This is a genomic window from Jiangella aurantiaca, assembly GCF_004349105.1.
In the GTDB taxonomy this organism is placed as follows: Bacteria; Actinomycetota; Actinomycetes; order Jiangellales; family Jiangellaceae; genus Jiangella; species Jiangella aurantiaca.
This window is the reverse complement of record NZ_SMLB01000001.1, coordinates 25,645-49,628: the sequence shown is the minus strand read 5'-3', so window position 1 is coordinate 49,628 and position 23,984 is coordinate 25,645. Positions and strand designations below refer to the sequence as shown.

At 72.8% G+C, this 23,984-nt stretch carries 18 protein-coding genes; 8 read left to right on the top strand and 10 right to left on the bottom strand.

What is annotated here, in order from left to right:
• Positions 1-17: 17 nt before the first annotated feature.
• From E1262_RS00205 to E1262_RS00180, 6 genes are all read right to left on the bottom strand, one after another.
• Positions 18-935 carry a UbiA family prenyltransferase gene (locus E1262_RS00205; RefSeq protein ID WP_203453387.1) on the bottom strand — a complete coding sequence of 306 codons (918 nt, stop codon included), beginning with the start codon at positions 933-935 and terminating at the stop codon, positions 18-20.
• Between the two features lie 66 nt (positions 936-1,001).
• Complete coding sequence (locus E1262_RS00200) at positions 1,002-2,483, bottom strand: glycoside hydrolase family 3 protein (protein WP_132101031.1); 1,482 nt, start codon at positions 2,481-2,483, stop codon at positions 1,002-1,004.
• 1 nt (position 2,484) lies between these two features.
• Entirely contained in the window at positions 2,485-3,312 is an 828-nt protein-coding gene (locus E1262_RS00195) for a carbohydrate ABC transporter permease (RefSeq protein WP_203453386.1), read from the bottom strand.
• Positions 3,309-4,166 carry a carbohydrate ABC transporter permease gene (locus E1262_RS00190; protein ID WP_420810497.1) on the bottom strand — a complete coding sequence of 286 codons (858 nt, stop codon included), beginning with the start codon at positions 4,164-4,166 and terminating at the stop codon, positions 3,309-3,311. Before E1262_RS00190 ends, E1262_RS00195 begins: the two co-directional genes overlap by 4 nt.
• A 214-nt stretch (positions 4,167-4,380) precedes the next feature.
• The gene (locus tag E1262_RS00185) at positions 4,381-5,676 is read right to left on the bottom strand and encodes an extracellular solute-binding protein (RefSeq protein WP_132101029.1); all 1,296 of its coding nucleotides are present in this window, start codon (positions 5,674-5,676) and stop codon (positions 4,381-4,383) included.
• Between the two features lie 257 nt (positions 5,677-5,933).
• Complete coding sequence (locus tag E1262_RS00180; RefSeq protein WP_203453384.1) at positions 5,934-7,121, bottom strand: ROK family transcriptional regulator; 1,188 nt, start codon at positions 7,119-7,121, stop codon at positions 5,934-5,936.
• 172 nt (positions 7,122-7,293) lie between these two features.
• Here E1262_RS00180 and E1262_RS00175 point away from each other — a divergent pair, with 172 nt between their 5' ends.
• From E1262_RS00175 to E1262_RS00145, 7 genes are all read left to right on the top strand, one after another.
• Positions 7,294-8,268, top strand: a complete 975-nt coding sequence (locus E1262_RS00175) for an SMP-30/gluconolactonase/LRE family protein (RefSeq protein WP_203453383.1) — start codon at positions 7,294-7,296, stop codon at positions 8,266-8,268.
• A 20-nt stretch (positions 8,269-8,288) separates the two neighbouring features.
• The gene (locus E1262_RS00170; RefSeq protein ID WP_132101027.1) at positions 8,289-8,990 is read left to right on the top strand and encodes an SDR family oxidoreductase; all 702 of its coding nucleotides are present in this window, start codon (positions 8,289-8,291) and stop codon (positions 8,988-8,990) included.
• A gap of 90 nt (positions 8,991-9,080) precedes the next feature.
• Entirely contained in the window at positions 9,081-10,301 is a 1,221-nt protein-coding gene (locus E1262_RS00165) for a hypothetical protein (protein ID WP_132101026.1), read from the top strand.
• A 1-nt stretch (position 10,302) separates the two neighbouring features.
• A complete protein-coding gene (locus E1262_RS00160; RefSeq protein WP_132101025.1) occupies positions 10,303-10,836 on the top strand; it encodes a hypothetical protein in 534 nt (177 codons plus the stop codon).
• A complete protein-coding gene (locus E1262_RS00155; RefSeq protein WP_203453382.1) occupies positions 10,833-11,543 on the top strand; it encodes a hypothetical protein in 711 nt (236 codons plus the stop codon). Before E1262_RS00160 ends, E1262_RS00155 begins: the two co-directional genes overlap by 4 nt.
• Positions 11,540-14,602, top strand: coding sequence for a coiled-coil domain-containing protein (locus tag E1262_RS00150; RefSeq protein ID WP_132101024.1), 3,063 nt, complete (start codon positions 11,540-11,542; stop codon positions 14,600-14,602). The genes E1262_RS00155 and E1262_RS00150 overlap by 4 nt, the downstream gene beginning before the upstream one ends.
• A gap of 184 nt (positions 14,603-14,786) precedes the next feature.
• A complete protein-coding gene (locus E1262_RS00145) occupies positions 14,787-15,218 on the top strand; it encodes a CoA-binding protein (protein ID WP_132101023.1) in 432 nt (143 codons plus the stop codon).
• 4 nt (positions 15,219-15,222) lie between these two features.
• Here the strand turns inward: E1262_RS00145 and E1262_RS00140 are convergent, their stop codons facing one another.
• Positions 15,223-16,029 carry a TrmB family transcriptional regulator gene (locus E1262_RS00140; protein WP_132101022.1) on the bottom strand — a complete coding sequence of 269 codons (807 nt, stop codon included), beginning with the start codon at positions 16,027-16,029 and terminating at the stop codon, positions 15,223-15,225.
• A 259-nt stretch (positions 16,030-16,288) separates the two neighbouring features.
• Between E1262_RS00140 and E1262_RS00135 the strand changes: the two genes are divergently transcribed.
• Positions 16,289-20,716 carry a S8 family serine peptidase gene (locus E1262_RS00135; protein WP_132101021.1) on the top strand — a complete coding sequence of 1,476 codons (4,428 nt, stop codon included), beginning with the start codon at positions 16,289-16,291 and terminating at the stop codon, positions 20,714-20,716.
• 59 nt (positions 20,717-20,775) lie between these two features.
• Here the strand turns inward: E1262_RS00135 and E1262_RS00130 are convergent, their stop codons facing one another.
• From E1262_RS00130 to purE, 3 genes are all read right to left on the bottom strand, one after another.
• The gene (locus tag E1262_RS00130) at positions 20,776-21,696 is read right to left on the bottom strand and encodes a serine protein kinase RIO (protein WP_132101020.1); all 921 of its coding nucleotides are present in this window, start codon (positions 21,694-21,696) and stop codon (positions 20,776-20,778) included.
• A gap of 397 nt (positions 21,697-22,093) precedes the next feature.
• Positions 22,094-23,155 (bottom strand): type IV toxin-antitoxin system AbiEi family antitoxin domain-containing protein, encoded by a 1,062-nt coding sequence (locus tag E1262_RS00125; RefSeq protein WP_162605692.1) that lies wholly within the window; start codon positions 23,153-23,155, stop codon positions 22,094-22,096.
• A 297-nt stretch (positions 23,156-23,452) separates the two neighbouring features.
• Complete coding sequence (gene purE, locus E1262_RS00120; protein ID WP_238992785.1) at positions 23,453-23,977, bottom strand: 5-(carboxyamino)imidazole ribonucleotide mutase; 525 nt, start codon at positions 23,975-23,977, stop codon at positions 23,453-23,455.
• Between the last annotated feature and the right edge of the window lie 7 nt (positions 23,978-23,984).

Genomic DNA, 23,984 nt, shown 5'->3' with positions numbered 1-23,984 from the left:
TGGTCGATCCTTGATGATCACGGGAGCGTGCCGGTGTAGGTGAGGACGAACGTCAGGCTCGGCACCATGAACAGGACGGCGACCGCGATGATCCCGCGGAAGCTGCGCTCGGCCCGGACCAGCCGCCGGTACGCGAGCACCAGCAGCGGCACCAGGACGATCTCCATCGGCAGCATCGACCGCGGGATCACCACGTCCGCGGCCGACATGACCAGCGACAACGTCCCGGCCGCCAGCCACAGCCCGAGCCCGAGCAGGTACGCCCGCCGCGGGCCGAGTCGCACGGCCACGGTCGTGTAGCCGCTGCTCCGGTCCGCCTCGAGGTCGGCCAGCGTCGTTGGGACGTACAGCGCGGCGCCCACCAGCGTCCCGAGCACCGCCATCGGCCACGGGAACTCCGCGAGCGGCCGCAGCAACGACCACCCGGCCAACTGGCCGGCGGCCCCGATGGCCAGCGCGTTGACCGTGACGTCGAAGCCCGGCCGCGCTTTCAGCCGCAGCGGCGGCGCGCTGTACGCCCAGCCGACCAGGAGCACGATCGCCGTCCCGAGCGCGAACAGCGGCCCGGCGAACAGTGCCGCGGCCACCGCCAGCACCCCGGCCAGCAGCGCCACGACCTGCGCCGCGAACGGCGTCAACCGGCCGCCGACCAGCGGCGATCCGGCCTTGCGCGGATTGAGCCGGTCGCCGCGCAGGTCGTGCGCGTCGTTGACGGCCAGCACCGAGATCCACATCAGCGGGCCGATCACCGCCGCGCCGAGCGCCAGCACCGGCCAGTCCGCCGCCGGCGGGACCACCCGACGGGTCGCCAGGACGACGCCCAGGTAGTACGGCACGAGCGAGACGAACCAGAACCACGGCCGGCCGATCGCCAGCACGTCGCCGGCCAGCTGACGAGGCCGGACCGGCCCGGACCGAGTGCGCACAGTCGTCATGCCGACGATGCTTCCGGTCCGGACCCGTGCTCGGCCTCCCCCGAGCGAGGGAGTGAGCCGTGCCGGCTACCCCTGTGGAGCTAGCCCGGCCGCCAGCCGGTCGGCCGCCGCCTCCGCCGTCACCCGGGCGGCGCCGTGGGTCAACACGTAATGGTCGCCGAGCACTTCGGGCAGCGGGTTGACGTCGTGGTCGACGACGATGAGGTCCGGCCGGGCGGCCCGGGCGGCCTCGACGACCGCGACCTGCCACGGACGCCGTCGGACGCCACGCACACCGATCACCAGGCGCCGCGACGGCAGCGCGGCGAGCACCGCGGACAGGTCCGCGGTCGACTCCGTCACGCGCGCCAGGACCGTGCCGGGCAGACGGTCGACCAGGTGCCGGCCGATGCCCCACGGGATCGGGCCGGCGGCAATGGACGGGTCGTCGTCGAGCTCGACCACCAGCGGCGGCGCGGTGAGCGTGACGTCGCCGTGGACGGTGACGGCGCCCCGCGCGGCGTCGGCCGCCGATCCGTGCACCACGGGCGACGGCGACACGTCGCGCAGCCAGCGGCGCAGCGCCTGGACCCGTCCCGCCGCCTCGGCCAGCCGCTCCTCCGGCAGCCGGCCGGTCCGCACAGCGTCGACGAGCGCCGCCACCATCGCCTCGAGGGTCTGGGGGCCGACGGTGTCGCCGCCGACGCACAGCGCGTCGACGCCGGCCTGCAGCGCCAGCACCGCGCCCTCGGGGTGCCCGACGGTGTGGCTGATGGCGTGCATGTCCATGCCGTCGGTCATGACCAGGCCGTCGTAGCCGAGTTCGTCGCGGAGCACGCCGGTGACGACCGGCCGCGACAGCGTGGCCGGGCGGTCGCCGTCGAGCGCGGGGAACCGGATGTGCGCCGTCATGACGATCTTGACGTCGGCCTTCACCGCCGCCCGGAACGGCGGCAGGTCGCGGGCCTGGATGACGTCCAGCGGGTCGTCGATGGACGGCACGGTGAGGTGGCTGTCCTCGCTGGTGCCGCCGTGGCCGGGGAAGTGCTTGGCCGTGGCGGCGACGCCCTGCGCCTGCTGACCGGCGACGAACGCCGCGACGTGCCGCGCGACGAGGTCGGGGTCGAAACCGAACGAGCGGACCCCGATGACCGGGTTCAGCGGGTTGGAGTCGACGTCGGCGACGGGCGCGAAGTTGAGGTCGATGCCGCAGGCGCGCAGCCGGGCGCCCACCTCGGCCGCCACCCGCTCGGTCGCGGCGGGGTCGTCCAGCGCGCCGAGCGCGGAGTTGCCAGGCAGCATGGACCCGGCCGCGACGTCGAGCCGGGTGACGTCGCCGCCCTCCTCGTCGATGCCGACCAGCAGGTCGGGGTTGACGGCGTGCAGCGCGCCAGTGAGCGCGGCCACGCCGGCATCACCGCGGTCGGGGTCGACGTTGCGACCGAACAGCACGACGCCGCCCAGTCCTTCGGCGGCTAGCGCGGTCAGCCACGGCGGGACGGCGTGGGCGCCCAGGAAGCCGGGGAAGATCGTGGCGAGGGCGAGACCTCGCAGGTCACTGGCGTTCATGTCAGCCCTTCACCGCCCCGGACACCAGACCCGAGGTCATGCGGTGCTGGACGAGCAGGAAGAAGATCATCACCGGCACCGCCACGAGGACGGATCCGGCCATGATACCGGCCCAGTCACTGACGCGATTCGCCTCCGTGAACGAGCGCAGCCACAGTGGAAGAGTCATGTTCTCCGGTCTCGTCATGATCACTAGGGACAGGGTGAATTCGTTCCAGGCCTGCAGGAACGCGTACACGCCACTGGCAACCAACCCGGGTGCCAGCAGGGGGAACGTGATGCGGAAGAAGGCCTGCAGCCGGCTGCAGCCGTCGACCAGCGCCGCCTCCTCCAGCTCACGCGGCACGCCGTTGACGAACCCGCGCAGCATCCAGATGGTGAACGGCACGACCGCAGCGATGTAGAGCAGCGACAGCCCGACGACGCTGTTCAGCAGCTGCCAGCCCTCCAGGAGCTTGAACTGCGAGATGAACAGGCCCTCGGCCGGGATCATCTGGATGATCAGCACCGCCAGGATGAAGCTGCGCCGGCCTCTGAACCGGAACCGCGACAGCGCCAGCGCGGCCAGGAAAGCGAACAGCAACGCCGCGACGACGGTGATCCCGGTGACCATCGCGCTGATCCGCAGCGTGTCGAAGAAGTTGCTGTCGAACACGCGGCCGTACGCGGACAGCGTCCCGTTCAGCGGCAGGAAGGTCGGCTCGGCGGCGCGAATGCGGTTGTACGGCAGGAAGGAGCTGTTCAGCATCCAGTAGACCGGGAACATCCAGATCAGCGCGATGACGACGGCCAGCGCGCCGAACGTCCGCTGCCGGGTGCGGGTTCTCACAGCTCCTCCTCGCGGATCAGGACCCGGACGTAGTAAAGGCTCAGCACGACGGTCAGCAGCAGCACGAACCACGACGCGGCCGCCGCCAGCCCGAACTCGCCCTCGCCCAGCCCGAGCCGGTAGATGTACGTCCCGATCAGGTTCGTCTGCGCGGTGATGCCGCCGGCGTCCTGCAGCACGAAGATCTGGGTGAACACCTTCAGGTCCCAAATGATCTGCAGCAGCATGACGATCAGCAGCACCGGTCTCACCAGCGGGACGGTCACGGTGCGGAACCGCGCCCACGCCGACGCGCCGTCGATCTGCGCCGCCTCGTACAGCTCACCCGGCACCTGCGTCAGGCCCGCGTAGACCGCGAACGCGACGAACGGCACGCTCATCCAGACGACGATCACCGTCGCGACGACGAAGAACGAGAGCTGGTCGATCAGCCATGAGTGCCCGGCGAACTGCTCGAAACCGAGGTTCAGCAGCAGCCAGTTGATGACTCCGTACTGCGAGTCGAACAGCCACTGCCACACCGTCAGCGACGCCAGGTGCGGCATCGCCCAGGCGAGTAGCAGGCCGATCTGCAGCATCAGCCGCGGGCCGCGGCCGACCAGCGTCATCAGGACCGCCAGTGCGACCCCGATCACCATCGTGATGGCGGCGTTGGCGAAGCAGAACAGCACCGACCGGACGATGACCGTCCACAGGTAGGAGTCGGTGACCAGCGTGACGTAGTTGTCCAGGCCGACCCACTCCGGCGGCTGTCCGAACTGCTGCGCCAGGCCGTACTCCTGGAACGACATCACCGCCTGGCGGTACAGCGGGTAGCCCAGCGCGGCGACCAGGATCGCCAGCGCCGGCAGCAGGAGCACGTACGGCAGCAGCGAACGTCGAGGCCGTCGTGGCCGGCGGGGTGCGATGTCACCCGCCGTCCCCCGGTCGGCCCGTGGGTCGTGCGGCGGCGGCGCGGGGACCGACCGGCCGGGTCCCTGGTCCCGGCCGGTCCGCCCCGCCGCTCGGCGATTCCCCTTTTCCCCTGCGGGACTCACGACAGCCTGGGCCTTGGCGGCCGGCCGTCGCCTATCCCAGCTGGTCGGCGATGGCGGCATCGGCGTCCTCAGCCAGCTGCTGCACGTCGCCGCCGTTGGCGATGGCGACGAAGAGGTCCTCGAGCACCCGGGAGCCCTCGACGGTGGCCCAGTTGGCTGCGGCGGGGGTCAGCTTCGCGTTCGTGACCGCCTCGACGGTGGCGGCGGCGAACTCGTCCGTGCCCAGGCCGTCGGCCAGCGAGACCTTCGCCGGAGTGAGGCCGTTCTCGGCGTACTGGCTCTGAAACTCGTCGCTCATGATGATGCGCAGCAGGTTCGCGGCCAGCTCCTGGTTCGGCGACTTCGCGGAGATGGCGATGTTCGAGCCGCCGAGCAGGACGGGGGCCGGCTCGCCGTCGCTGCCCGGGAGGGCGAAGACGCCGACGTTCGGCATCATGTCCGGGCAGCCGATCTCCGGGTCCTCGAGGCTGCCGCGCAGCCAGCCCGGCCGCAGCATCATGCCGACCTCACCAGCGCAGAACGGGACGTGACCGTCGGCCTCGTTACCGTCCTTCGGCGCGCCGGAGGCCTCGGTGAACAGCCGCTGCACGAGCTGCAGGCCCTCCTGCGACTCCGGCGCCGACAGCGCGCCGGTCCATTCGCCGTTCTCCTCGACGGCGAACTCGCCGCCGGCGTCCCACAGGAAGGCGGCGCCGTCACGCCAGTCCTGGCCGGGCAGCCAGAAGCCGGAGAAGTTCGGGACACTGGCGTTGTCCTGCTTCAGCTTGACCGCCGCGTCGACGAACTCCTGCATCGTCGTCGGGACCTCGATGCCCGACGCCGCGAACAGGTCCTTGCGGTAGAAGACGTAGGACGAGCCGGCGTACAGCGGGACGGCGTACGTCTTGTCGTCCGCGCTCCCCGCCTCGACGAAGCCCTGCAGCAGGTCGTCCCCGCCGAGCTCAGGCACGAGGTCGGTGATGTCGGTGAACGCCCCGATCGTGGTGAACGTCGGCGCCTGCGTGTTGCCGACCTCGACGACATCCGGGGTCTCGGACTCGCTGCCCAGTGACGTCGTCAGGCGGTCGACCAGGCCCTCCCACTGCTGCTCCTCGATGGTCAGCGTCGAGCCGGGGTTCTGCTGCTCGAACTCGGCGACCAGCCAGTCGCGCATCGACTGGGGCGTGTCGGGACCGTTGAGCCAGAGGCGGATGTCCGCCGGCTCCGGCGTGCCGCCGTTCTCGGCATCGGCGGCGGGTTCGGTGCTGTCGTCGCCGTCGCCGCCGCATGCGGAGAGGGCGAGCGCCGCGGCGGCCAGGCCGGCGGTGAGACGAAGTGCTCTGTTCACGGCGGATTCCTCCGATTCGGCCCGAGCAGGGCGCGGGACGGGTGAACTGAAAGCTAACCTTCCAGTAATTCTGCCTACTGTAAGGTTTCTTGCCAGTCTCGGCAGTCACGTTTCCGTAACACCCGCTACCGAATCGGGGCTGGTTGGCGCTGGGCGAGAAGTGCCGGGCAGCCGCCCATCCGCCGCCCCATGATCATCAAGTATCCACCACACCATAGGGTGTCGAATCCTTGATGATCATGGAACGGGCCGTCCGGCTACTCCGTCGAGGCGAAGAGGGTCTGCCGGGCGTGGTCGACGGCCGTGAGGACGGCGCCGCGGAGAACCGGGGCGCCGGGGACCGTCGTCGGGACGACGCGGGGGTTGACCGGAGCGATGCGCCGGACGTCCTCGCCGACCATGTCGCACAGCCGGTCCCCGCCCGCCGCCCCGACCTCCCCGGCCACGACCACCAGTGCCGGGTCGACGACCGTGCACACCGACGCGACCCCCAGCGCCAGTCGATGCGAGAACGCCTGCAGGAACCCGTCCGCCGCGGCACCGCCACCGGCCAGCGCCGCCCGGACCGCCGCGGCCGCACCATTGGCCACGATGCCGTACTCACCAGCCAGTTCGTCCACGGCGCCGGCACCGACCAGCGCCTGGAACGCACCCTTCGCCGGGCGCTCCACGCTGGCCGGAGATGGAACGCCGGGCATCGGCAAGTAGCCGATCTCGCCGGCCGCACCGGTCGCGCCGCGGTGCAGGTGACCGCTGAGCACGACCGCGAGACCGACGCCGCGGCCGATCCACAGCAGCACCATGTCGTCGACGTCGCGGCCGGCGCCCTCGGCCCGTTCGGCGACGGCGGCGAGGTTGACGTCGTTCTCGAACGTCACGTCGCAGCCGAGGTCGTCGGCGAGCAGGTCGCGCATGCCGCGGTGCCAGCCGGGCAGGTCGAAGGAGAGCTCGATGTCGCCGGTCGACGGGTCGACGACTCCAGGCATGCCGATGACGACGTCGTCGACGTCGGCCAGGACGATACCGGCGTCGGCGGTCGCGGCCAGCGCGATGTCGTGGACGAGCCGGCGCGAGTCGGGCCCGCCGGCCGCGGAGATCTCGGCCGCGACCGGGGCCGTCACCGAGCCGATGACCGTGCCGGTGACGTCGGCGACGGCGGCCTCGGCGACGTCCGGGTTCAGCTCGACGCCGATGGAGTACGAGCAGCCGGCCCGGACGGCGTACAGCTCGGCGTTGGGACCGCGGCCGGCCGACCGGGTGCCGACGACCTCGACGAGGTCGCGCTCCTGCAGCCGCGCGAGGAGCTGCGACGCCGTCACCTTGGACAGCCCGGTCATGCGGCCGAGGTCGACGCGGGTCAGCGGTCCAGCGGTGAGCAGCAGCTCGAGCGCGCTGCGGTCGTTGATCGCCCGCAGCAGGCTCGGGGTGCCAGGTCGTTGCGACACGTGATCTCCGATCCGGCATCTGGAAACACTCTTGTGAAAAGAATTCTTGCCGACACGGTACAACCGGCCCCCGGACCCGGCGAGGATCGGCGTCCACAGCGCTGGACGTCGCGGGCGACGACGGCTATACCGGAACAAGCGCATCGGACCCGGCCTCGAGGGGGCGGCCATCATGTCCAAGGCCATCATGTCCAGCACGTCCAAGCTCGTCACGCTGTTGCTCGTCATACCAGCCGCCGTGCTGACGACGGCCGCCGCGCGGCCCTCGCCCGAATCGGTGCCGCTGCCGGACGACTTCTCGCCCGAGGGAATCGCCGTCGGCACCGGCGACACCTTCTACGTCGGCTCGCTGGTCGACGGCGACATCTACCGGGGCGATCTGGGCACCGGCGCCGGCGCCGTCTTCGTCGACGCGCCGCCCGGCCGGCAGGCCGTCGGCCTGAAGGTGGACGAGCGGCACCACACGATCGTCGTCGCCGGCGGCATCACCGGGCGGGTCTTCGTCTACGACAGCCGCGACGGCGCCCCGCTGGCCGACGTCGAGCTCACGCCGCCCGGAACGGGCATCATCAACGACGTCACGGTCACCCGGGAGGCGGCGTACGTCACCGACTCGGCCAACCCGGTGCTCTACCGGATACCGCTCGGCCCCGACGGCGCCGGCTCGCCCGAGACGATCCCGCTGAGCGGCCCGGCCGCCACCATCGCGGGCGACTTCAACCTCAACGGCATCACCGCCACGCCGAACGGCCGCACGCTGATCGTCGCGCACACCGGCCTGGGCGCGATCATGACGGTCGACCCGGCCACCGGCGCCAGCCGGCAGATCACGGTGACCGGCGGCGCTCTCACGCCCGGCACGCTCGACGGCATCCTGCTCGACGGCCGGACGCTCTGGGTGGTGGAGAACTTCGCCAACCGTGTCGTCGGCGTCACGCTGAGCCCGGACCTGTCCAGCGGCCGGATCACCGACGTCATCACCGACGCCGACGTGGATGGCCTGTTCCGTATCCCCACCACGGTGGCAGAGCACGGCAACCGGCTGGCCGTGGTCAACGCCCGCTTCGACGTCGGCCTGCCGCCACCGCTGGGAAGCGGCGTCCCGCCGGGCACGGACTACGACGTGGTGGTGGTCGACAAGCCCTGACGGCGGCCTAGGGTCGGCGCATGACCGACCCCGTGTTCCTGATCACCGGCGCGTCCCGCGGCATCGGCGCGGCCGTCGCCCGGCAGGCTGCCGCCGCGGGCCATCGCCTCGTCCTCACCGGCCGGACGGCGGCACCGCTCGAGGCCCTGGCCGACGAGTTCGGCGGGCCGTCCCGGGCGCTCGCTCGCGTCGCCGATGTCACCGACTGGACGGCGCTGACCAGCGTCGTCGCCGAGGCCGAGGAGCGCTTCGGCCGGCTCGACGTCGCCCTTGCGAACGCCGGCGCCAGCGTCGTCACGTCGTTCCTCGGCACCACCGGCGCACCACCCGAGGAGTGGCGCGACCTGGTGCTCACCAACGTCTACGGCCCGGCGCTGACCGCGCGCGCGACCCTCCCCGCGCTGCTGAAGACGCGAGGTCACCTACTCTTCACCGGCTCGGCCGCCGGGCGCGGCGTCCGTCCCGGCAACCTGTACGCCGCGACCAAGTGGGCGGTCACCGGGCTGGCCCAGGCGATCCGCGCGGAGTGCGTCGGCACCGGCATCCGGGTCACGCTGCTGCAGCCGGGACTCGTCGACACCGAGTCGATCCCGCCGAGCCGGGCAAACGACCCGAGGCTCCACCCCGACGACGTCGCCCGCGCGGTCCTCTACGCCGTCGGGCAGCCGCCGCACGTCGACGTCAACGAGATCATCGTCCGGCCGGCGGGCCAGCGGAACTGACTCTTCTTCACCGACTGCGTCAGACCTCGCGGTCGGCTGCAACGCCTTTCGGTTGGACAGACGGCCCACCCCGGATGGCATGCTGTCCCGATGACCGCCGGGCCCGAGCTGACGCTGGACCAGCTCGCCGGCGACGCCGCCGTCGAGCGGCTGTACCGGCAGGTCTTCGCGGTGCTCGCGCGCGAGTCCGGCGCGATGATCAGCGATCTCGAGCTGCTCGACGTCGACGAGGCGATCCTCGACGCGTTCGCCGACGCCGGGCGCGACGGGCTCACCGTCGACCAGGCGGTCGCCGCGTGCCGGCCGATCGACCCCGGCCTCATCCACCGCCGGTTCGAGGTGCTCCGCGACTACGGCGCGATCAGCAAGGTCGTCGACCGCCCCAACGAGCGGTTCCACCGGGCCGCGTTCGCGCCGTATGTCATGCTGCTGTTCCTGCGCCGGCTGGCCGAGCAGGGCGGTCAGGCCGAGCTGCACCAGCTGCTCACGCTCGAGCACGTCAGCGTCACCGCGCCCGACGCCGAACCCGAGACCGGGCAGACCACGATCAGCCGGCTGACCCGGATCTTCCGCCACCTCGGCAACGAGCTGGCCATCCTCGCCGCCGGCAGCACCGCCGAGCAGCTGGGCGACCACGCGCAGCTGCTCTGGGGCAACAAGGGCCTGATCAGCCAGGCCGAAGAGGTCCACACCGTCGTGCTGAACCGCTGGCCGCAGCTGGACCGCGAGTGCACGGCGCTGCGGGTCGCGCTGGCCGCGTACGGCGACGCCGTCGAGAAGGCGGCCGGGCGGCTGATCGAGCGGGCCGGGACGACGCGGGCGCTCGGGCTGCTGTCCGTCGAGACCTGGCTGAGCTTCGCCAGGACGGCGAACGAGGACGACCTCGCCGGGGTGCTCGACACGTTCGTCTTCGACGCGCCGGCGCCGTGGTTCTCGCCGAACCTGCTCACCGAGGCGGTCGAGAGCGGCCGCGGCGCGAACACCGTCCGGCAGCCGCCGCCCCGGCCCGAGGGCCCGGCCGCACCACCGCCGGACGACGTCCGCCCGGCCGACGACGCCGCGAGCCTGCGCGAGACCGCGGAGCGGCTGCTCGGCGACGGCGACGCCGTGGCGGTCTCGGATGTGCTCGACGATGCCGGCGACTGGCTGGCCGCCCGCCGGTTGCTGGCCGACCTCACCGCCATCCACCACCATCCCGACCTCGCGTACGAGCTGACCTGGTCCGACGGCCTGCACGTCGACCCCGGCGGCAGCCCGTCCTGGGTGTCGGACGGGACGTTCCGCCGCGGCCGCACCGAGGACGCCGCCTGACATGAGCATCGACGACACCGCCCTCTGGTGGGCGCGGCACCGCGCGGCCGGACCCGAGCGCGTCCCGCCCGCCAGCGCCCACCCCACCGGCATGATCCGCCTGGTCGAGCCGGACGCGAGTGCCGTCTGGCTGCTGCCCGAGCTGCCTGACAACGCCCGCCCGGACGTGCTCGACGAGCTCGGGCTGCCGGGCATCGCCGTCGACCAGCCGAACGACACCGCGCGCGTGCTGGCGGCCTGCCTGCGCTGCTGCTGGAACGAGCCCACCGGCCCGGTCTGGCCTGCCGTGCCGGCGCCGTTCGACCACGTCATCGGCGTGTTCCGGGCCATCACCGGCAGCCGCGACGAGCGCGCGCTGCACGCCGCCGCGATGGGCGCGGTGCGCCGGCTGGCCGGTGCCGGCTGGGTGCTGTTCGACGAGGACACCCGCGTCGTCCGGCTCGGCCCGCGGGTCGCGTCGTGGAGCGCCGCGGAGCTGAGCACGCTGCGCGAGCTGTGGCGCTCGCTGCCCGCCCCACCGGCGGGCGGCGCATGAGCGCGGTCTTCGACAGTGCCCTCGCCGAGCTGAACGAGCGCCACCGCGACGAGGTGCTGGCCGCGTTCGCCGCGCTGGAGCACGGCCGCGAGCCGGTCCCCGAGGCGCAGCTGCTGGCGCTGCGCGACGCGACCGTCCGCCGCGACCTGCAACGGCTGCTGTACCGGCTCGGCCGCACGCTGGTCCGGGTCGGCAGCACGCACTGGACGTCGGGGTTCCGCGACGACGTCGTGGCGCGGCTGGCCGCCGAGGGCGCCACGGCCCAGTCGCGCATCGACCGCGCGGTCCTGGTGCTGGTGCTGGTCCACTCGGTCGCGATCCCGCGAAGTCAAGGGCTGGTCAGCGGCGACTCGTGGACGTCGGCCCATCCGACCTCGGTCGACGAGCTGACGCGGTACACCCAGTTGCCACGCGGCGAGATCCGGCCGGCGCTGCAGCGGCTGCGGGCCGCTGGGCTGGTGCAGATCGCCCCGCCGCGCGGCCGGTCCGCGGTCACCGACGGCCCCGCCTACCTGCCCGGACCCGCGCTGCACCGGCTCACCAAGGCGGCCCGGGAGCGGCTGGAGCACGAGCTGATCCTGGCCGCCGCGCCGGACAGCCCGCTGGCCGCGGCGATCCGCGCCCGCCGTCCGGCGGCGGCCCCCGCCCCGGTCGCGGCCGCGGCCGACCCGGCGACGAGCACCACCGAGAGGAACGAGGACACGTGAGCGCTGCCGCACCGGGCGCCTTCGACGTCGTCGGCGAGCGGGTGCTCGTCGGCGTCCAGGTCGTCGACATCTCCCGGCTGTCCACCCACCCGGTCCCGATGATCGGCCAGGGCCTGGTCACCGTCGCCGGGCAGGGGCCGAAGGACTCCAACGGCGCCGGGAAGTCCTCGTTCATCGCCGCGCTGAGCCTGCTGCATGCCGACGAGCAGTGGAAGCTGGCCAGCGGCGCCGCCGGCGCGGCCGAGCTGCTGTTCACCGCCGAGCTGGCCGCGCAGGAGGGCCGCTGGTCCAACGTCGACCGCGGCTACGTCATCGGCGTCTTCGCGCCGCCCGGCAGCGCGCCGCAGGACGACGCCGTCACGGTCTGGCTCCGGATCAACCGCAAGGCGCCCTACCTCGACCTGCGCTGGACCAGTGGGCTGCACGTGCCCTATGGGGCGACGGAGTCCGAGCGGGCCGCGCGAGTCGACGAGCTGTGGGGGCAACTGCCGCGCAGCAACGGCCGCACCGACTTCCACGCCGGTCAGCTGTCGCGGGTGTTGTTCGGGCAGAACGCGCGCTGCGTGTCGTTCCTCTCGACGTCGGTGCGGTCCAGCCAGGCGGCGAACCTGCTGGCCCAGCCTCTGAACGACCTCCCGCCGCACCGGATCTTCGACGCGATCGCCACGCTCACCGGACTGGACCGCGAGCTGGAGCACGAGCAGGTGCTCCGCTCGGCCGAGCACCGGCACCGCAGCGAGGTCGAGGAGACCGAGCGGCAGATCGCCGAGTGGGAGAGCGAGGTCGCGGTCATCGAAGCCGGCATCGCCCGCCGGCTCGCGGCCAGGGAGCTGCTCGGCGAGGCGCGGACGGCGTGGCGGTCGCGCTGCGCCCGGCACCTGCTGGACGGCGTCGAGCGCGCGGCGGAGCTGCGTCAGGCGCTGGCCGAGCTGGACGACACCGAGGCGGCGCTGCGCCAGGAGCTCGAGGCGGTCGAGGACCGGCTGGCCGCGCTGACCGACGACGACGAGTCCGCGCGCCGGTTCGAGGCGGCCCAGCGCAAGCGCAACGAACTGATCGCCCGCGACCGCGAGCTGGAGGCCGCCCAGCTGGCCGCCACCCAGCACCTCGACCGCCTGACGACGACGCAGCGCCAGCTCTCCGACGAGGCACGCGCCGCAGACGGCCGCACCCCGGACGTCGCCGCGGCGGAGCTGGCCGAGGCGCGGACCGCGCTGGAGGACGCGATCGCGGCGCAGGCGGTGGCCCGGGCCGCGGCGAACGAGGCGGCCCGCCGGATGGCGGCGGCCGAGTCCGGCGACGACGTCGCCGCGGAGCAGGTGGAACGGCTGCGCGCGGCCGGTCTCGGCGCCGCGGCGCTGGTCGACGTCGTCGCCGTCGACCCCGCCGAGCGGGACGCGTGGGAGCCGCGGCTGTCGCCGTACCGCGAGGCCGTGGTGGTCGGCCGGAAGGACGCGACGAAGGCGGCGAAGGCGCTGGCCGGGCTGCCCGGGTCGCTGCTGGTGCTGGCCGACCCCCGAAATGTCGCTGCCGGTGGCTTCGATCTGTCGACGTTCCTCGACGCCGTCGCCGCGCGGGCCGGCAAGGGCGCCGTCGTCGACGAAGCCGCCGGGGTGCTGGCCATCGGCGGGTTCGCCGAGCCGATCACCGGCCAGCCGGCCCGCGTCGCCGCCGCCCAGGAGGCGCACCGCGAGCTGACCGCGTCCCTCGACGCGGCGGCCGCGGTGGTCGAGCAGGCCCGGACGGCGCTGTCGCGCGCCGAGACGCGGGCGAAGGCGGCCGAGGCCGCGGAGCGCGCCGAGGCGTTGCAGGACGAGATCGGCGAGCTGCGCGCGGCCAACGCGGAGCGCCAGGAGCACCGCGATGCGCTCGCCCCCGGGCTGACCGAGGCCGAGGCCGCCTACGCCCACGAGCTGGGTGTGCACAACTCCCGCGAGGAGCGGATCACCAGCCTCCGCGACACCCGCAAGCGGCTCACGCAGACGCTGCGCGAGAAGGAGGCCGACCGGTTCGCGCTGACCGAGGAGCGCGACCGCCTCGCCCTGCTCGACCGCGAGAAGGCCTGGGGCGATTCCCCCGACGCCGCCCGCCGGCACCTCGTCGAGCTCCAGGCCGACCTGCAAACCCGCACCACTACGGCCTGGGACGAGGACGCCACCCGCCTCACCGACGAGGTCGCCGTCCGCTGCTTCCCGCCCGGCACCCCACCGGAGGAGCTGACCGCGGAGCTGCGCGAGCTGCTGGTCACGCCGAACTGGTCCGGCGCGGCCCTGGAGACGCGGGTCTCGCTGGTCGCGGCGCTGCTGCGGGCGCTGGACACCCACCTGCGCGACCACGAGGACCACGACCGGCACCAGCTCAAGCAGATCGCCGAGCAGCGGGCCCGCCGCACCGCCGACCTCGACGCCGCCCGGCTCGGGTACAGCGAGGCCGAGCAGACGGTGCGCGCCCACCGGACGTCGCTCGCCGCCGGCATCAAGACGATGCTTCGTAAGGTAGCCGCGGAGTTCGACCGGCTCGACCAGGAGTACGGCGGCTACGGCGCCGGCCTGGACTACCCCGAGCCCGAGCCGCCGTCGGAGCCGGACAAGCCGTGGCGGTGGACGGTCAGCCCGAAGTGGCGCCGCGCCGAGGGCCAGCGGATGTCCGCCTACACGCTGCGCAGCAACACCGCCCAGATGGACGAGAAGGCGGTCAAGCTGGTCTGCGCCGCGGCGCTGGCCCGCGGCGGCGACCGGCCGCTACTGCTCATCCTCGACGAGCTCGGCCGCAACCTCGGCAAGCAGCACCGCCGCGAGGCCGTCGCCCTGTTCGAGCGGATCGGCAACGACCACAACATCACCGTCGTCGGCGCGCTGCAGGACGACATGGAGCGCTACGCCATCGAGGCGTCCGGCCTCTACATCAAGCTGCGGCGCCGGTCGGACACCATGGCCTACAACGAGGAGCCGGTCGTCGTCGGCAACGACGCCAACACCGACCGCGTCGAGCTGCTGCACTCGTGGATGTCCTCCTACCGCCCCGGCACCCTCGACGTCGAGTCGACCGGCACGGCCTGAACCGGGCGTTGTCACCCGGGCGGTGTGCACCTCACTCGTTTCGAGACCACACCAGGGCCGGAACGGCGCGGTATCCGGTCCTCCGGCGGGTGAAGTGCCCACGAAGCGAGTGAAGAAACCACGGTGTTCGTCGAGGGACGGCGGCCCATGCGGGCGATCCTAGACCCGACGTAGGGTGGAGGGAGTGAGCACGCACGTGAACGATCCCGAGACCGTCCGCCGGCTGCTTGCCACCCCCGCCACCTGGGCCGTCGTCGGGTTGTCGCAGAACACGGCGCGCGCCGCGTACGGGGTCGCGCAGTTCCTCGGCGACCGCCTCGGCATGACGATCGTGCCGGTGAACCCGCGCGGCGAGGACACCCTCGGCGCGATCGGCTACAAGAAGCTGGCCGACGTGCCGGGGCCGGTGGACGTCGTGGACTGCTTCGTGAACAGCCGGCGGGTCGGCGAGGTGGTCGACGACGCGATCGCGGAGAAGGAGCGGCTGGGCATCAGGGCCGTCTGGCTGCAGCTGGGCGTCATCGACGAGGAGGCGGCTGAGCGGGCCAAGGCCGCCGGGCTGGACGTCGTCATGGACACCTGCCCCGCCATCGAGGCGCCCCGGCTCGGGCTCTGAACGGTCAGTACGACCGCGCCGCGGCCACGTCGTCCAGCGTCCGCGCCTGCGCCCACAGGCTCTCGAACGCGATCTTCAGCGTCGCCGCCAACGCCTCGTGCTGGACGACCAGCGTCGTCACCGAGCCGTCGCCCTCGGCGGGGTCGGGCATGTTGAACGCCACCGACCGGCCGTCGACGATGGTCAGCTTCAGCGGCAGCTCGGTGGCCAGCCGGATCTGCTCGCCCAGCGCTGCCCACGTCCGCACCCGCTCGGCCATCCGCGGGTCGTCGAGGATGGACGTCTCGTAGATGGAGCGCTGCACGATGCCCGCCGGCACCGCGTCCGTCGACGGCGTCGACGCGCCGAGATAGGGCGGGTGGACGAACGTCAGCACCTCGTGCCGGGCGTCGGTCCACAGCTGCTGCACGCGTTCGACGGCGTGTTCGCGGTCGCGCAGCACCTCGACGTAGTCGAACGGGTTGCCGTGGTCCTGGCCGCGCTGGAACAGCGAACGCAGCTCGCCCGCGACGTCCGCGCTGATCTGCGTCAGCCGGTCCAGCTCGCGCCGGCGCACCGCGAGCAGCAGCTCGGCGACGTGGTCCGGCGGCTGCGCGCGGTAGCGCACCACATGGCCCGGCACTTGCACGACCAGCCCACGCTCGGACAGCGTCGCCAGCACGTCGTAGGCGCGCTGCCGCGGGATGGACGCCATCCTCGAGATCTCCGCCGGGGTGGCGTCGCGGCGGCCGACGAGCGCGACGTACGCCCGCGCCTCGTAGCTGGTCAGGCCGAGGTCGACCAGGCCAGCGACGTTCGCGGACGTGTCCATGCGCTTCACCCTAGTCTGTCACCATTGACAGTGGTGACAGGCTTCGTCTAGTTTCACCCGTTACCGAGCAGCTCATGGCAATGTGCATAGCAGCACGCCAGCTGCCAGGAACCTCGCTCCTGAGGAGGCCGGTGATGCCGACGCCACCGCGCGGACACCGGTGCCACGTTTCCATCCCGCCAGCACGTTCGCGCGTACTACCGACCCGTCGCCACCACACCCCGGAGTGGCCGGCGGGTTCGTCGTTGAAGGAGCCCGCATGTTGCGACGAAGCCTGACCTTTCCGGCGGCGGCGGCCCTGGCCCTTGGACTCACCCAGGCCGCCGGGGCCGTCCCTTCGGATCCGCCGTTGCCCGAGCAGCTCGAGGCGGTGACCGACGTCTCCGTGCAGCAGCAGGAGAAGGGCGTCGCCCTCAGCCTCGGCACGGCGGCCGCGCCGGAGCTGTACATCGTGCAGCTCGAACAGCCGGCCGTCCCCACCTACGACGGCGGCGTCGACGACCTCGCGGCCACCGGGCCCGAGGCCCGCGGTGCCGTGCCGCTCGACGCGGACAGCCGGGCCGCCCAGGCGTACGCCGGCCACCTCGAGGAGGCGCAGGCCGAACTGGTCGCGCGGATCGACGACGAGATCGGCCGCACCCCCGAGGTCGCCTTTACCTACACGTACGCGCTCAACGGCATCGCCGTCGAGCTGACCAAGGACGAGGCGCTGGCGGTCGCCGAGCTGCCCGGCGTCACGTCCGTCCAGGTCGACCAGCGGCGTGAGCTGCACACCGACGTCGGGCCGGAGTGGATCGGCGCGCCGGCGCTCTGGGACGGGTCCGGCACCCCGGACACCGGCGACACCGGCACCAGGGGCGAGGGCATCGTCGTCGGAATCCTCGACACCGGCATCAACCCGGCGAACCCCTCGTTCGCCGACGTCGTCGCACCGGAGGACGGCGGCGACGGCTACGACCACACCAACCCGCGCGGCGCCGGCAGCTACGTCGGCGTCTGCGACCCGGCGAACCCCGCCTTCATCCCCGACTGGGGCTGCAACGACAAGCTGGTCGGCGCGTGGGACTTCACCCCCGTGGACGGCACGAACCCGTACGACCACGACGGCCACGGCAGCCACACCGCCAGCACGTCCGCCGGCAACCAGGTCGAGGCCACCACGTTCAGCGCCGAAGGCACCGAGCACGAGTTCAGCGCCACCCGCACCATCAAGGGCGTGGCACCGCACGCGAACCTCATCGCCTACGACGTCTGCGACGCCGAGGGCTGCCCCGGGTCGGCCACCCTCGCCGGCATCAACCGGGCCATCGCCGACGGCGTCGACGTCATCAACTACTCCATCGGCAGCCCGTCGGCCTCGCCGGACCCGTGGAGCGACCCGGACTCCGTCGCGTTCCTCAACGCCCGCGCGGCCGGCGTGTACGTCGCCACGTCGGCCGGCAACGAGGGTCCCGGCGCGGCCACCACCGGCTCGCCCGGCGACGTGCCGTGGGTCACCGCCGTCGGCGCGGTCCAGCACAACCGGCAGTGGCAGTCCGAGGTGCAGAACATCGCGGCCGACGGCGGCCAGTCGCTGCCGGCGATCCGCGGCCAGGCCTTCAGCGCCGCCACCGACGGAGCTTTCCCGCTGGCCTACGCCGGCGACCTGGGCAACCCGCTGTGCCTGGTCGACGGGTTCCCCGCCGGCACCGACTTCACCGGCCGGATCGTGATCTGCGACCGCGGCGAGAACGGCCGGGTCGAGAAGGGCCAGATCGTCGGCGACCTCGGCGCCGAGGGCTTCATCCTGGCCAACGACGAGGCCAGCGGCACATCACTCAACGCCGACCCCCACGCGATCCCGGCGGTGCACATCACCTACGCCGACGGCGTCGCGCTGAAGCAGTGGATGGCGTCGGTCACCGGTGAACAGGCCTCGCTGTCCGGCGGCCTCGAGGTGATCTCCGACGACCTCGGCGACATCATGGCGTCGTTCTCCAGCCGCGGCCCGAACCGTACCGTCGAGCTGATCTCACCGGTCGTCAGCGCGCCCGGCGTCGACGTGCTCGCCGCCAACGGCACCGGCAACGACGTGTCCTGGGGCTTCATCTCCGGCACCTCGATGGCCAGCCCGCACGTGGCCGGCTCGTACGCGCTGTTGAAGGCGCTGCACGGTGACGACTGGACGCCGGCGGAGGCGCAGTCGGCGCTGATGACGACGTCGGCCACCGACGTCACCGACACCGACGGCTCGCCGGCCGACTGGTTCGACATGGGCTCCGGCCGCGTCGACCTCAACGTCGCGGCGATGGCCGGCCTGGTCATGGACGTCACGCCGGCCGAGTACGCCGCCGCCGACCCTGCCGAGGGCGGCGACGTCAAGGACCTCAACACCGCCAGCATGGCCGATCGCCAGTGCCTGGTGACCTGCGAGTGGACCCGTACCGTCACCGGCACCTCGACCGGCGCCGGGACCTGGACCGTCAGCACCGAGTCGATCACCGACGGCATCACGCTCACGGTGGAGCCGTCGACGTTCACCATCGCCGAGGGCCAGGACATCGAGCTGACGATCACGGCCGACGTCACCGGCTCGCCGACCGACGCCTACCAGTTCGGCACCGTCGTCCTGACGCCGGCCGAGGTCTCGGCCGCGCCGGTCGCGCACCTGCCGGTGGCCGCGCTGCCGTCGACCGGCGTGCTGCCCGACGGCATCGACATCGACACCCGCCGCGACGCCGGCTCGCAGGAGTCCTCGCCCATCGAAGCCATCGAGATCGACGACTTCACCGCGACGGTGTCCGGGCTGGTCCCGCTGCAGGAGCAGCAGCTGTCGATCCCCGAGGACACCACGAACACCAACCCCTACGACGGCAACGGGACGGTGACGATCCTGGTGGACGTGCCGGAGGACGCCGGCCGGCTGGTCGCCTCGCTGTCCGACTCCACCGCGCCGGACCTCGACCTGTTCGTCGGCACCGGTGACACGCCGAGCGAGGCGACCGAGGTGTGCGCCAGCGCCACCGGCAGCGCCGACGAGTTCTGCGACGTCGGCAACCCCGACGCCGGCACCTGGTGGATCCTGGTGCAGAACTGGGACGCCTCGACGCCGGGTGGCACCGACACCGTCACGCTCGGCACCGCCGTCGTCGCCGGCGCCCAGGGCAACCTGACGGTCGAAGGGCCGGCGTCGCAGCCGCAGGGCGAGCCGTTCACCATCCGGGCGTTCTACGACGAGCCCGACCTCGACCCCGGCGAAACATGGTTCGGCGCGGTCGCGCTGGGGACGTCGCCGGACTCGCCGGGCGACATCGGCGTCATCCCGGTCACCGTCACGCGGCACGCCGACGATGTCACCAAGACGGCGTCCGTCGAGACCGCCGGGCCGGGCGACACGATCCGGTACACGCTGACGGTGCAGCCGAACGTCACGCCGGAGGACCTCGCCTACACGATCACCGACACCCTGCCCAAGGGCACCCGGTACGTGGAGGGGTCGGCGACCGGCGGGGCCACCGTCGAGGACGGCGTGCTGACGTGGGAAGGCGCATTGGAAACCCTGGTCGGCGTCGAGGGCGCGTACGAGATCACCACCAGCGCCACCGACCCGCAGTGCATCAACCCGTTCACCGGCGCGGCCTCGTACTTCGACCTCGCCAGTATCGGCCGGGCACCGAACCCGAATGTGAGCGGCGACGGCGTCGCGTTCGGGGTCAATTTCGGCGGCACGTACGGGTTCTACGACCAGCCTTACACCCAGGTGGGCTTCAGCGACGACGGCTTCCTGATCTACGACGTCGACGCGAACTACGGCGGCGACCCGGGCACGCCACAAGCGCTGCCCTCGTCGGCCCGGCCGAACAACCTGGCCGCGCTGCTCTGGCACGACATGCAGATCGTCCACAACGCGGCGACGAACTCCGGCGTCACGCTGGCGGCGACGACCAGCGGCGGCGTGGGCATCATCGAGTACGACGACCTGCGGCTCGCCGGCGATCCGACCGGCGCGCAGGGCACGTACGACATGGAGGCGATCGTCTTCTCCGGCAGCAACGACCTGGTGTTCGCCTACGACAACATCACCGGGCCGCTGGCCGGGCCGATCACCATCGGCACCGAGAACGCCACCGGCACGTCGGCGACGGCGCTGGTCAACGCGGGTAGCGCGGCGGGCGTCATCGCCGACGACACCGTCGTCTGCGCAAACTATGCCGGGCCGAATGTCGACCCCGTCGTCATCACCTACGACGTCACCGTGAACGACGACGTCGAGAACGGCCAGGTGCTGACGAACTCGGCGGTGCACGTGACCGACAACCCGGGCGCGCAGGAGGTCACCGTCTCCGACAGCGTGACGGTGTCCGTGCCGGCCATCACGGTGGCGGCGACGGCGGACGCGGTCGAGCCGGCGACGGACGGCGCACTCACCTTCACCCGTCCGGCGGGGTCGGCGGCCCGCGAGCTGACCGTCACGTACTCCGTCGAGAACAGCCGGTACACCCGGCCGGGCCGCGACTACGAGGCCCTGGACGGCGAGGTCACGTTCGCTCCCGGGCAGACCACGGCGACCGAGGTGATCGAGGTCATCGACCGACGCGGGCCCAGCCCTCGGGAGCGTTCGGTGACCGTCACCGTCGAGCCGGGCGCCGGCTACCGCGTGGGCGATCCCGCCTCGGCGACCGTCGACATCATCAGCGACGGCCGCTGATCTGAGTAGGACCGGCGCGGCGGGCTCCTTCAGGGGCTCGCCGCGCCGGCGTTTCGTGGTCAGGTGAGGCGGGCGTCGGCGGCCAGGTCCCGGCCGAGCCGGTCGACGCGGTCCGGGTCGAGGCCGCGGGCGATGAACCAGCCGCCGACGTTGCGGACGTCGCGGTCGAGGAACTCGCGGCCGTGCGGGTTCCCGACGACGTCGACGATCTGCGGCACGTCGATGACCACCAGCCGGCCGTCGTGCACCAGCAGGTTGTACGCGGACAGATCGCCGTGCGCGTAACCGGCCAGCGCCAGCAGCGACAGGTTGTGCGCAAGCTGCTCCCACAGGTCATCGAGTTCGACGGGGTCGGGCCGCAGCTGCGCCAGCCGCGGCGCCGCGTTGCCGTCGTCGTCGCCGATGAACTCCATGAGCAGCTCGGTGCCGAGGATCTGCACCGGGTACGGTACGGCGACGCCGGCGCTCCACAGCGCGGTCAGCGCGGCGAACTCGGCGTGCGCCCACTGCCCGGCGACCGCCTCGCGGCCGAACGCGCTGCCCTTGGCGATGGCCCGGTTGATCCGTGATTCCTTGTCGCGGCGGCCCTCGCGATAGCCGACGTCGCGGTGGAACATGCGATGCTTCGGGTCGCGGTAGCGCTTGGCCGCCATCAGCGTGCGGCGGTCGGTGCCGGGGACCGAGCGCTCCACCAGGAAGACGTCGGCCTCCTTGCCGGTCTTCAGGATGCCGAGCTCGGTGTCGACTGCGCCGAGCTCGGTGACGACCCAGTCCGGGTACGGCCGCGGGCCGCGCTGACCCGCGGTCGAGTCGTCCCAGGTGGTCCAGCGGTCGCCGTACGGCGGGTCGTCCGTGACCGCCTCCTCGCCGGGGGCGGTGAGGCCGTACTTCGCGGCGTAGTAGGCGAAGGTGTCATCGAGGCTGCGCCCGGCGACGTCGGCGCGGTCCTCGCGGGTGCGGGCCCGCCCACGGGTGCGCATGGGTTGGAACTCGTGATGGTTCGGCACTGCGGTGGTCTCCTGACGAGGAGGTCCCCACCGCGTGTGTTTCGGCGTCAGGCGGTGGGAACGGCGAAGTGAGGGCGGTATGGCGCGCAAGCGACAGCGCGCCGCCTCGAGTGGGCAGCCATCGGACACGCCTCCCTTCGCCTCCGCCGGACGTCTCCACGACTCCGGCTCCTGTGTGCGAGGCCAGCCAACCGGTTCGGCGCCCGCCCGCGCAACCGAATTTCCGGCCGGACCGGCGGCCGTCGCCCGCCGCGCTCCTCACCCGCCCGCCGCGCTCCCCACCCGCGCCGAGGGCGCATGGACGCCGCAAAGCGGCCGCATGCGGTCCTCAGGCGGGTGACGTGTCGTCACGGCGCGTGAGCCAGCCGCTTCACCGGTCCCAGCCGGCCGGGAGGACGATGCCGCTCGGACTCGGCGACGGCCAGTCCGCCGGCTCGGGATCGACGGCGCCGGCGCCTGGTACGTGCTTCCACCAGCGCACCGGCCGCTCGCGCCCGGCGTGCTCGCGCAGCAGCCCGGCGAACCGCGCCGCCAGCTCCGCCCGGTTCCGCCAGGCGAGGTCCCACCCGAAACGGACGACGTCGAGACCCAGACGCCGCAGCCGCCACTCGCGTTCACCCTGCCGCGCCACGATCCGCGACGCATCGGGCCGGTTGTCGTACTTCAGCGCACCATCGGCCTCGAACACCACCCCGTGGAACGGCCACAGACCGTCGACCCGGTACTCGGGCCCGCCCTCGCCGACCCACGCGTTGCACACCGGCAGCGGCAGGTCGAACTGCAGACACGTGAACCGCCCGAGCGTCTCCAGCGGCGACTCCGCCCCTGGGTCGGCGTGCTCCGCCACCCACCGCGCCCGCCCGACTCCTGGCCAATGCGACATGTACCGCAGCGCGTCGGCGAGGTCCGCCCCCAACGCGGCGGCGGCGTCCGCGGCGACGAGCGCCGGCAGGATCGGCCCAGTGCGCGCGAGATCGGCCACCGCCCAGGCCCGGCTCACCACGTTCACGCCGCTGGTCCGGCGGGCGTGGTTCGGAGCGAGGGTGACGGCGCGCAGGTCGCCGAACGGCGTGTTCCGTACGGAGTGACCATCCGCGACGTGACGCACGGCGGTGTGTCGTGCCGGCGGTCGTCCGATCGCCGGGAGCCGCCACGTGACCACCGCGGACCAGCCGGTCAGGAGTGCCGCCGGTCCGCAGTGAGCGGCGAACGCACGGGCGCCGAGACGGAACACCTCCCACTCGTCATCGAACGAGGTCGTGGCGGCGAAACAGCCGGGAAGCAGCACCGTGAGCAGCCCGGCGTCGCGCAATCGCCGCAGCCGGCGCGGGTCGACGCCGGCGGCCCGGGCGACGCCGACCGCGACCACGCCGTGCTCACGTTCGATGAGCTCGGCGATGTCGTCGGGAATCCGGCGGGGTCGTCCAGGCACCGGCCCAGCGTCGTCGTCGCAGCGGTGGCGCACCAGGGCCGGCGGTCGATCTGTGGACAACCGCCGGAACCATGCCGGCCTGTGGATATCCCCGTCCTCGCTCGGCCGAGGTACACCTCGCTCGTCTGGGGACCGCATGAGCGCCGTTTCTGGCGCGGATGCGGTCCCCAGCCGAGTGAAGTGCTCCGTCAGCGCGCGAGGCGCCACAGACGCGGGCGAGGTGCGGGCGCGCCTGGGCGAGCGCGGGGGCGAGGGCGAGCGCCCGTGGGGCGAGGTACGAGCGCCGGGGGGGTTGGCTCAGGCCTCCTCGGACGCCAGCCGAGCGCGGAGGGCGACGCCCTTGTCCGTCGCCGCCGCCTCGAGTGACGAACGGAAGTCGTCCAAGCGTGAACGCAGGGCGGCGTCGGACGAGCCGAGGATCCGGGCCGCCAGCAGTCCGGCGTTCCGGGCGCCGCCCACCGACACCGTCGCGACGGGGACGCCGGCCGGCATCTGGACGATCGACAGCAGCGAGTCGAGACCGTCCAGGTACTTCAGCGGCACCGGGACCCCTATCACGGGTAGCGACGTCACCGAGGCCAGCATGCCCGGCAGGTGCGCGGCCCCACCGGCGCCGGCGATCAGCACCCGCAGCCCGCGCCCGGCCGCCGCCTCCCCGTACGCGAGCATCGCCTGCGGCATCCGGTGCGCCGACACGACGCCGACCTCGTACGGCACGGCCAGCTCGTCGAGCGCCGAAGCGGCCGCCGACATCACCGGCCAGTCGGAGTCCGAGCCCATGACGATGCCGACCAGCGGCGCGCCCGCACCTCGAGCCGTCACCAGGTCG

What these genes read in the sequence shown, in the direction of transcription:
- E1262_RS00205 (WP_203453387.1), bottom strand. Translation starts at nt 935, where the DNA reads ATGACGACTGTGCGCACTCGGTCCGGGCCGGTCCGGCCTCGTCAGCTG.
- E1262_RS00200 (WP_132101031.1), bottom strand. Translation starts at nt 2,483, where the DNA reads ATGAACGCCAGTGACCTGCGAGGTCTCGCCCTCGCCACGATCTTCCCC.
- E1262_RS00175 (WP_203453383.1), top strand. Translation starts at nt 7,294, where the DNA reads ATGTCCAAGGCCATCATGTCCAGCACGTCCAAGCTCGTCACGCTGTTG.
- E1262_RS00170 (WP_132101027.1), top strand. Translation starts at nt 8,289, where the DNA reads ATGACCGACCCCGTGTTCCTGATCACCGGCGCGTCCCGCGGCATCGGC.
- E1262_RS00165 (WP_132101026.1), top strand. Translation starts at nt 9,081, where the DNA reads ATGACCGCCGGGCCCGAGCTGACGCTGGACCAGCTCGCCGGCGACGCC.
- E1262_RS00160 (WP_132101025.1), top strand. Translation starts at nt 10,303, where the DNA reads ATGAGCATCGACGACACCGCCCTCTGGTGGGCGCGGCACCGCGCGGCC.
- E1262_RS00155 (WP_203453382.1), top strand. Translation starts at nt 10,833, where the DNA reads ATGAGCGCGGTCTTCGACAGTGCCCTCGCCGAGCTGAACGAGCGCCAC.
- E1262_RS00140 (WP_132101022.1), bottom strand. Translation starts at nt 16,029, where the DNA reads ATGGACACGTCCGCGAACGTCGCTGGCCTGGTCGACCTCGGCCTGACC.
- E1262_RS00135 (WP_132101021.1), top strand. Translation starts at nt 16,289, where the DNA reads ATGTTGCGACGAAGCCTGACCTTTCCGGCGGCGGCGGCCCTGGCCCTT.
- E1262_RS00130 (WP_132101020.1), bottom strand. Translation starts at nt 21,696, where the DNA reads ATGCGCACCCGTGGGCGGGCCCGCACCCGCGAGGACCGCGCCGACGTC.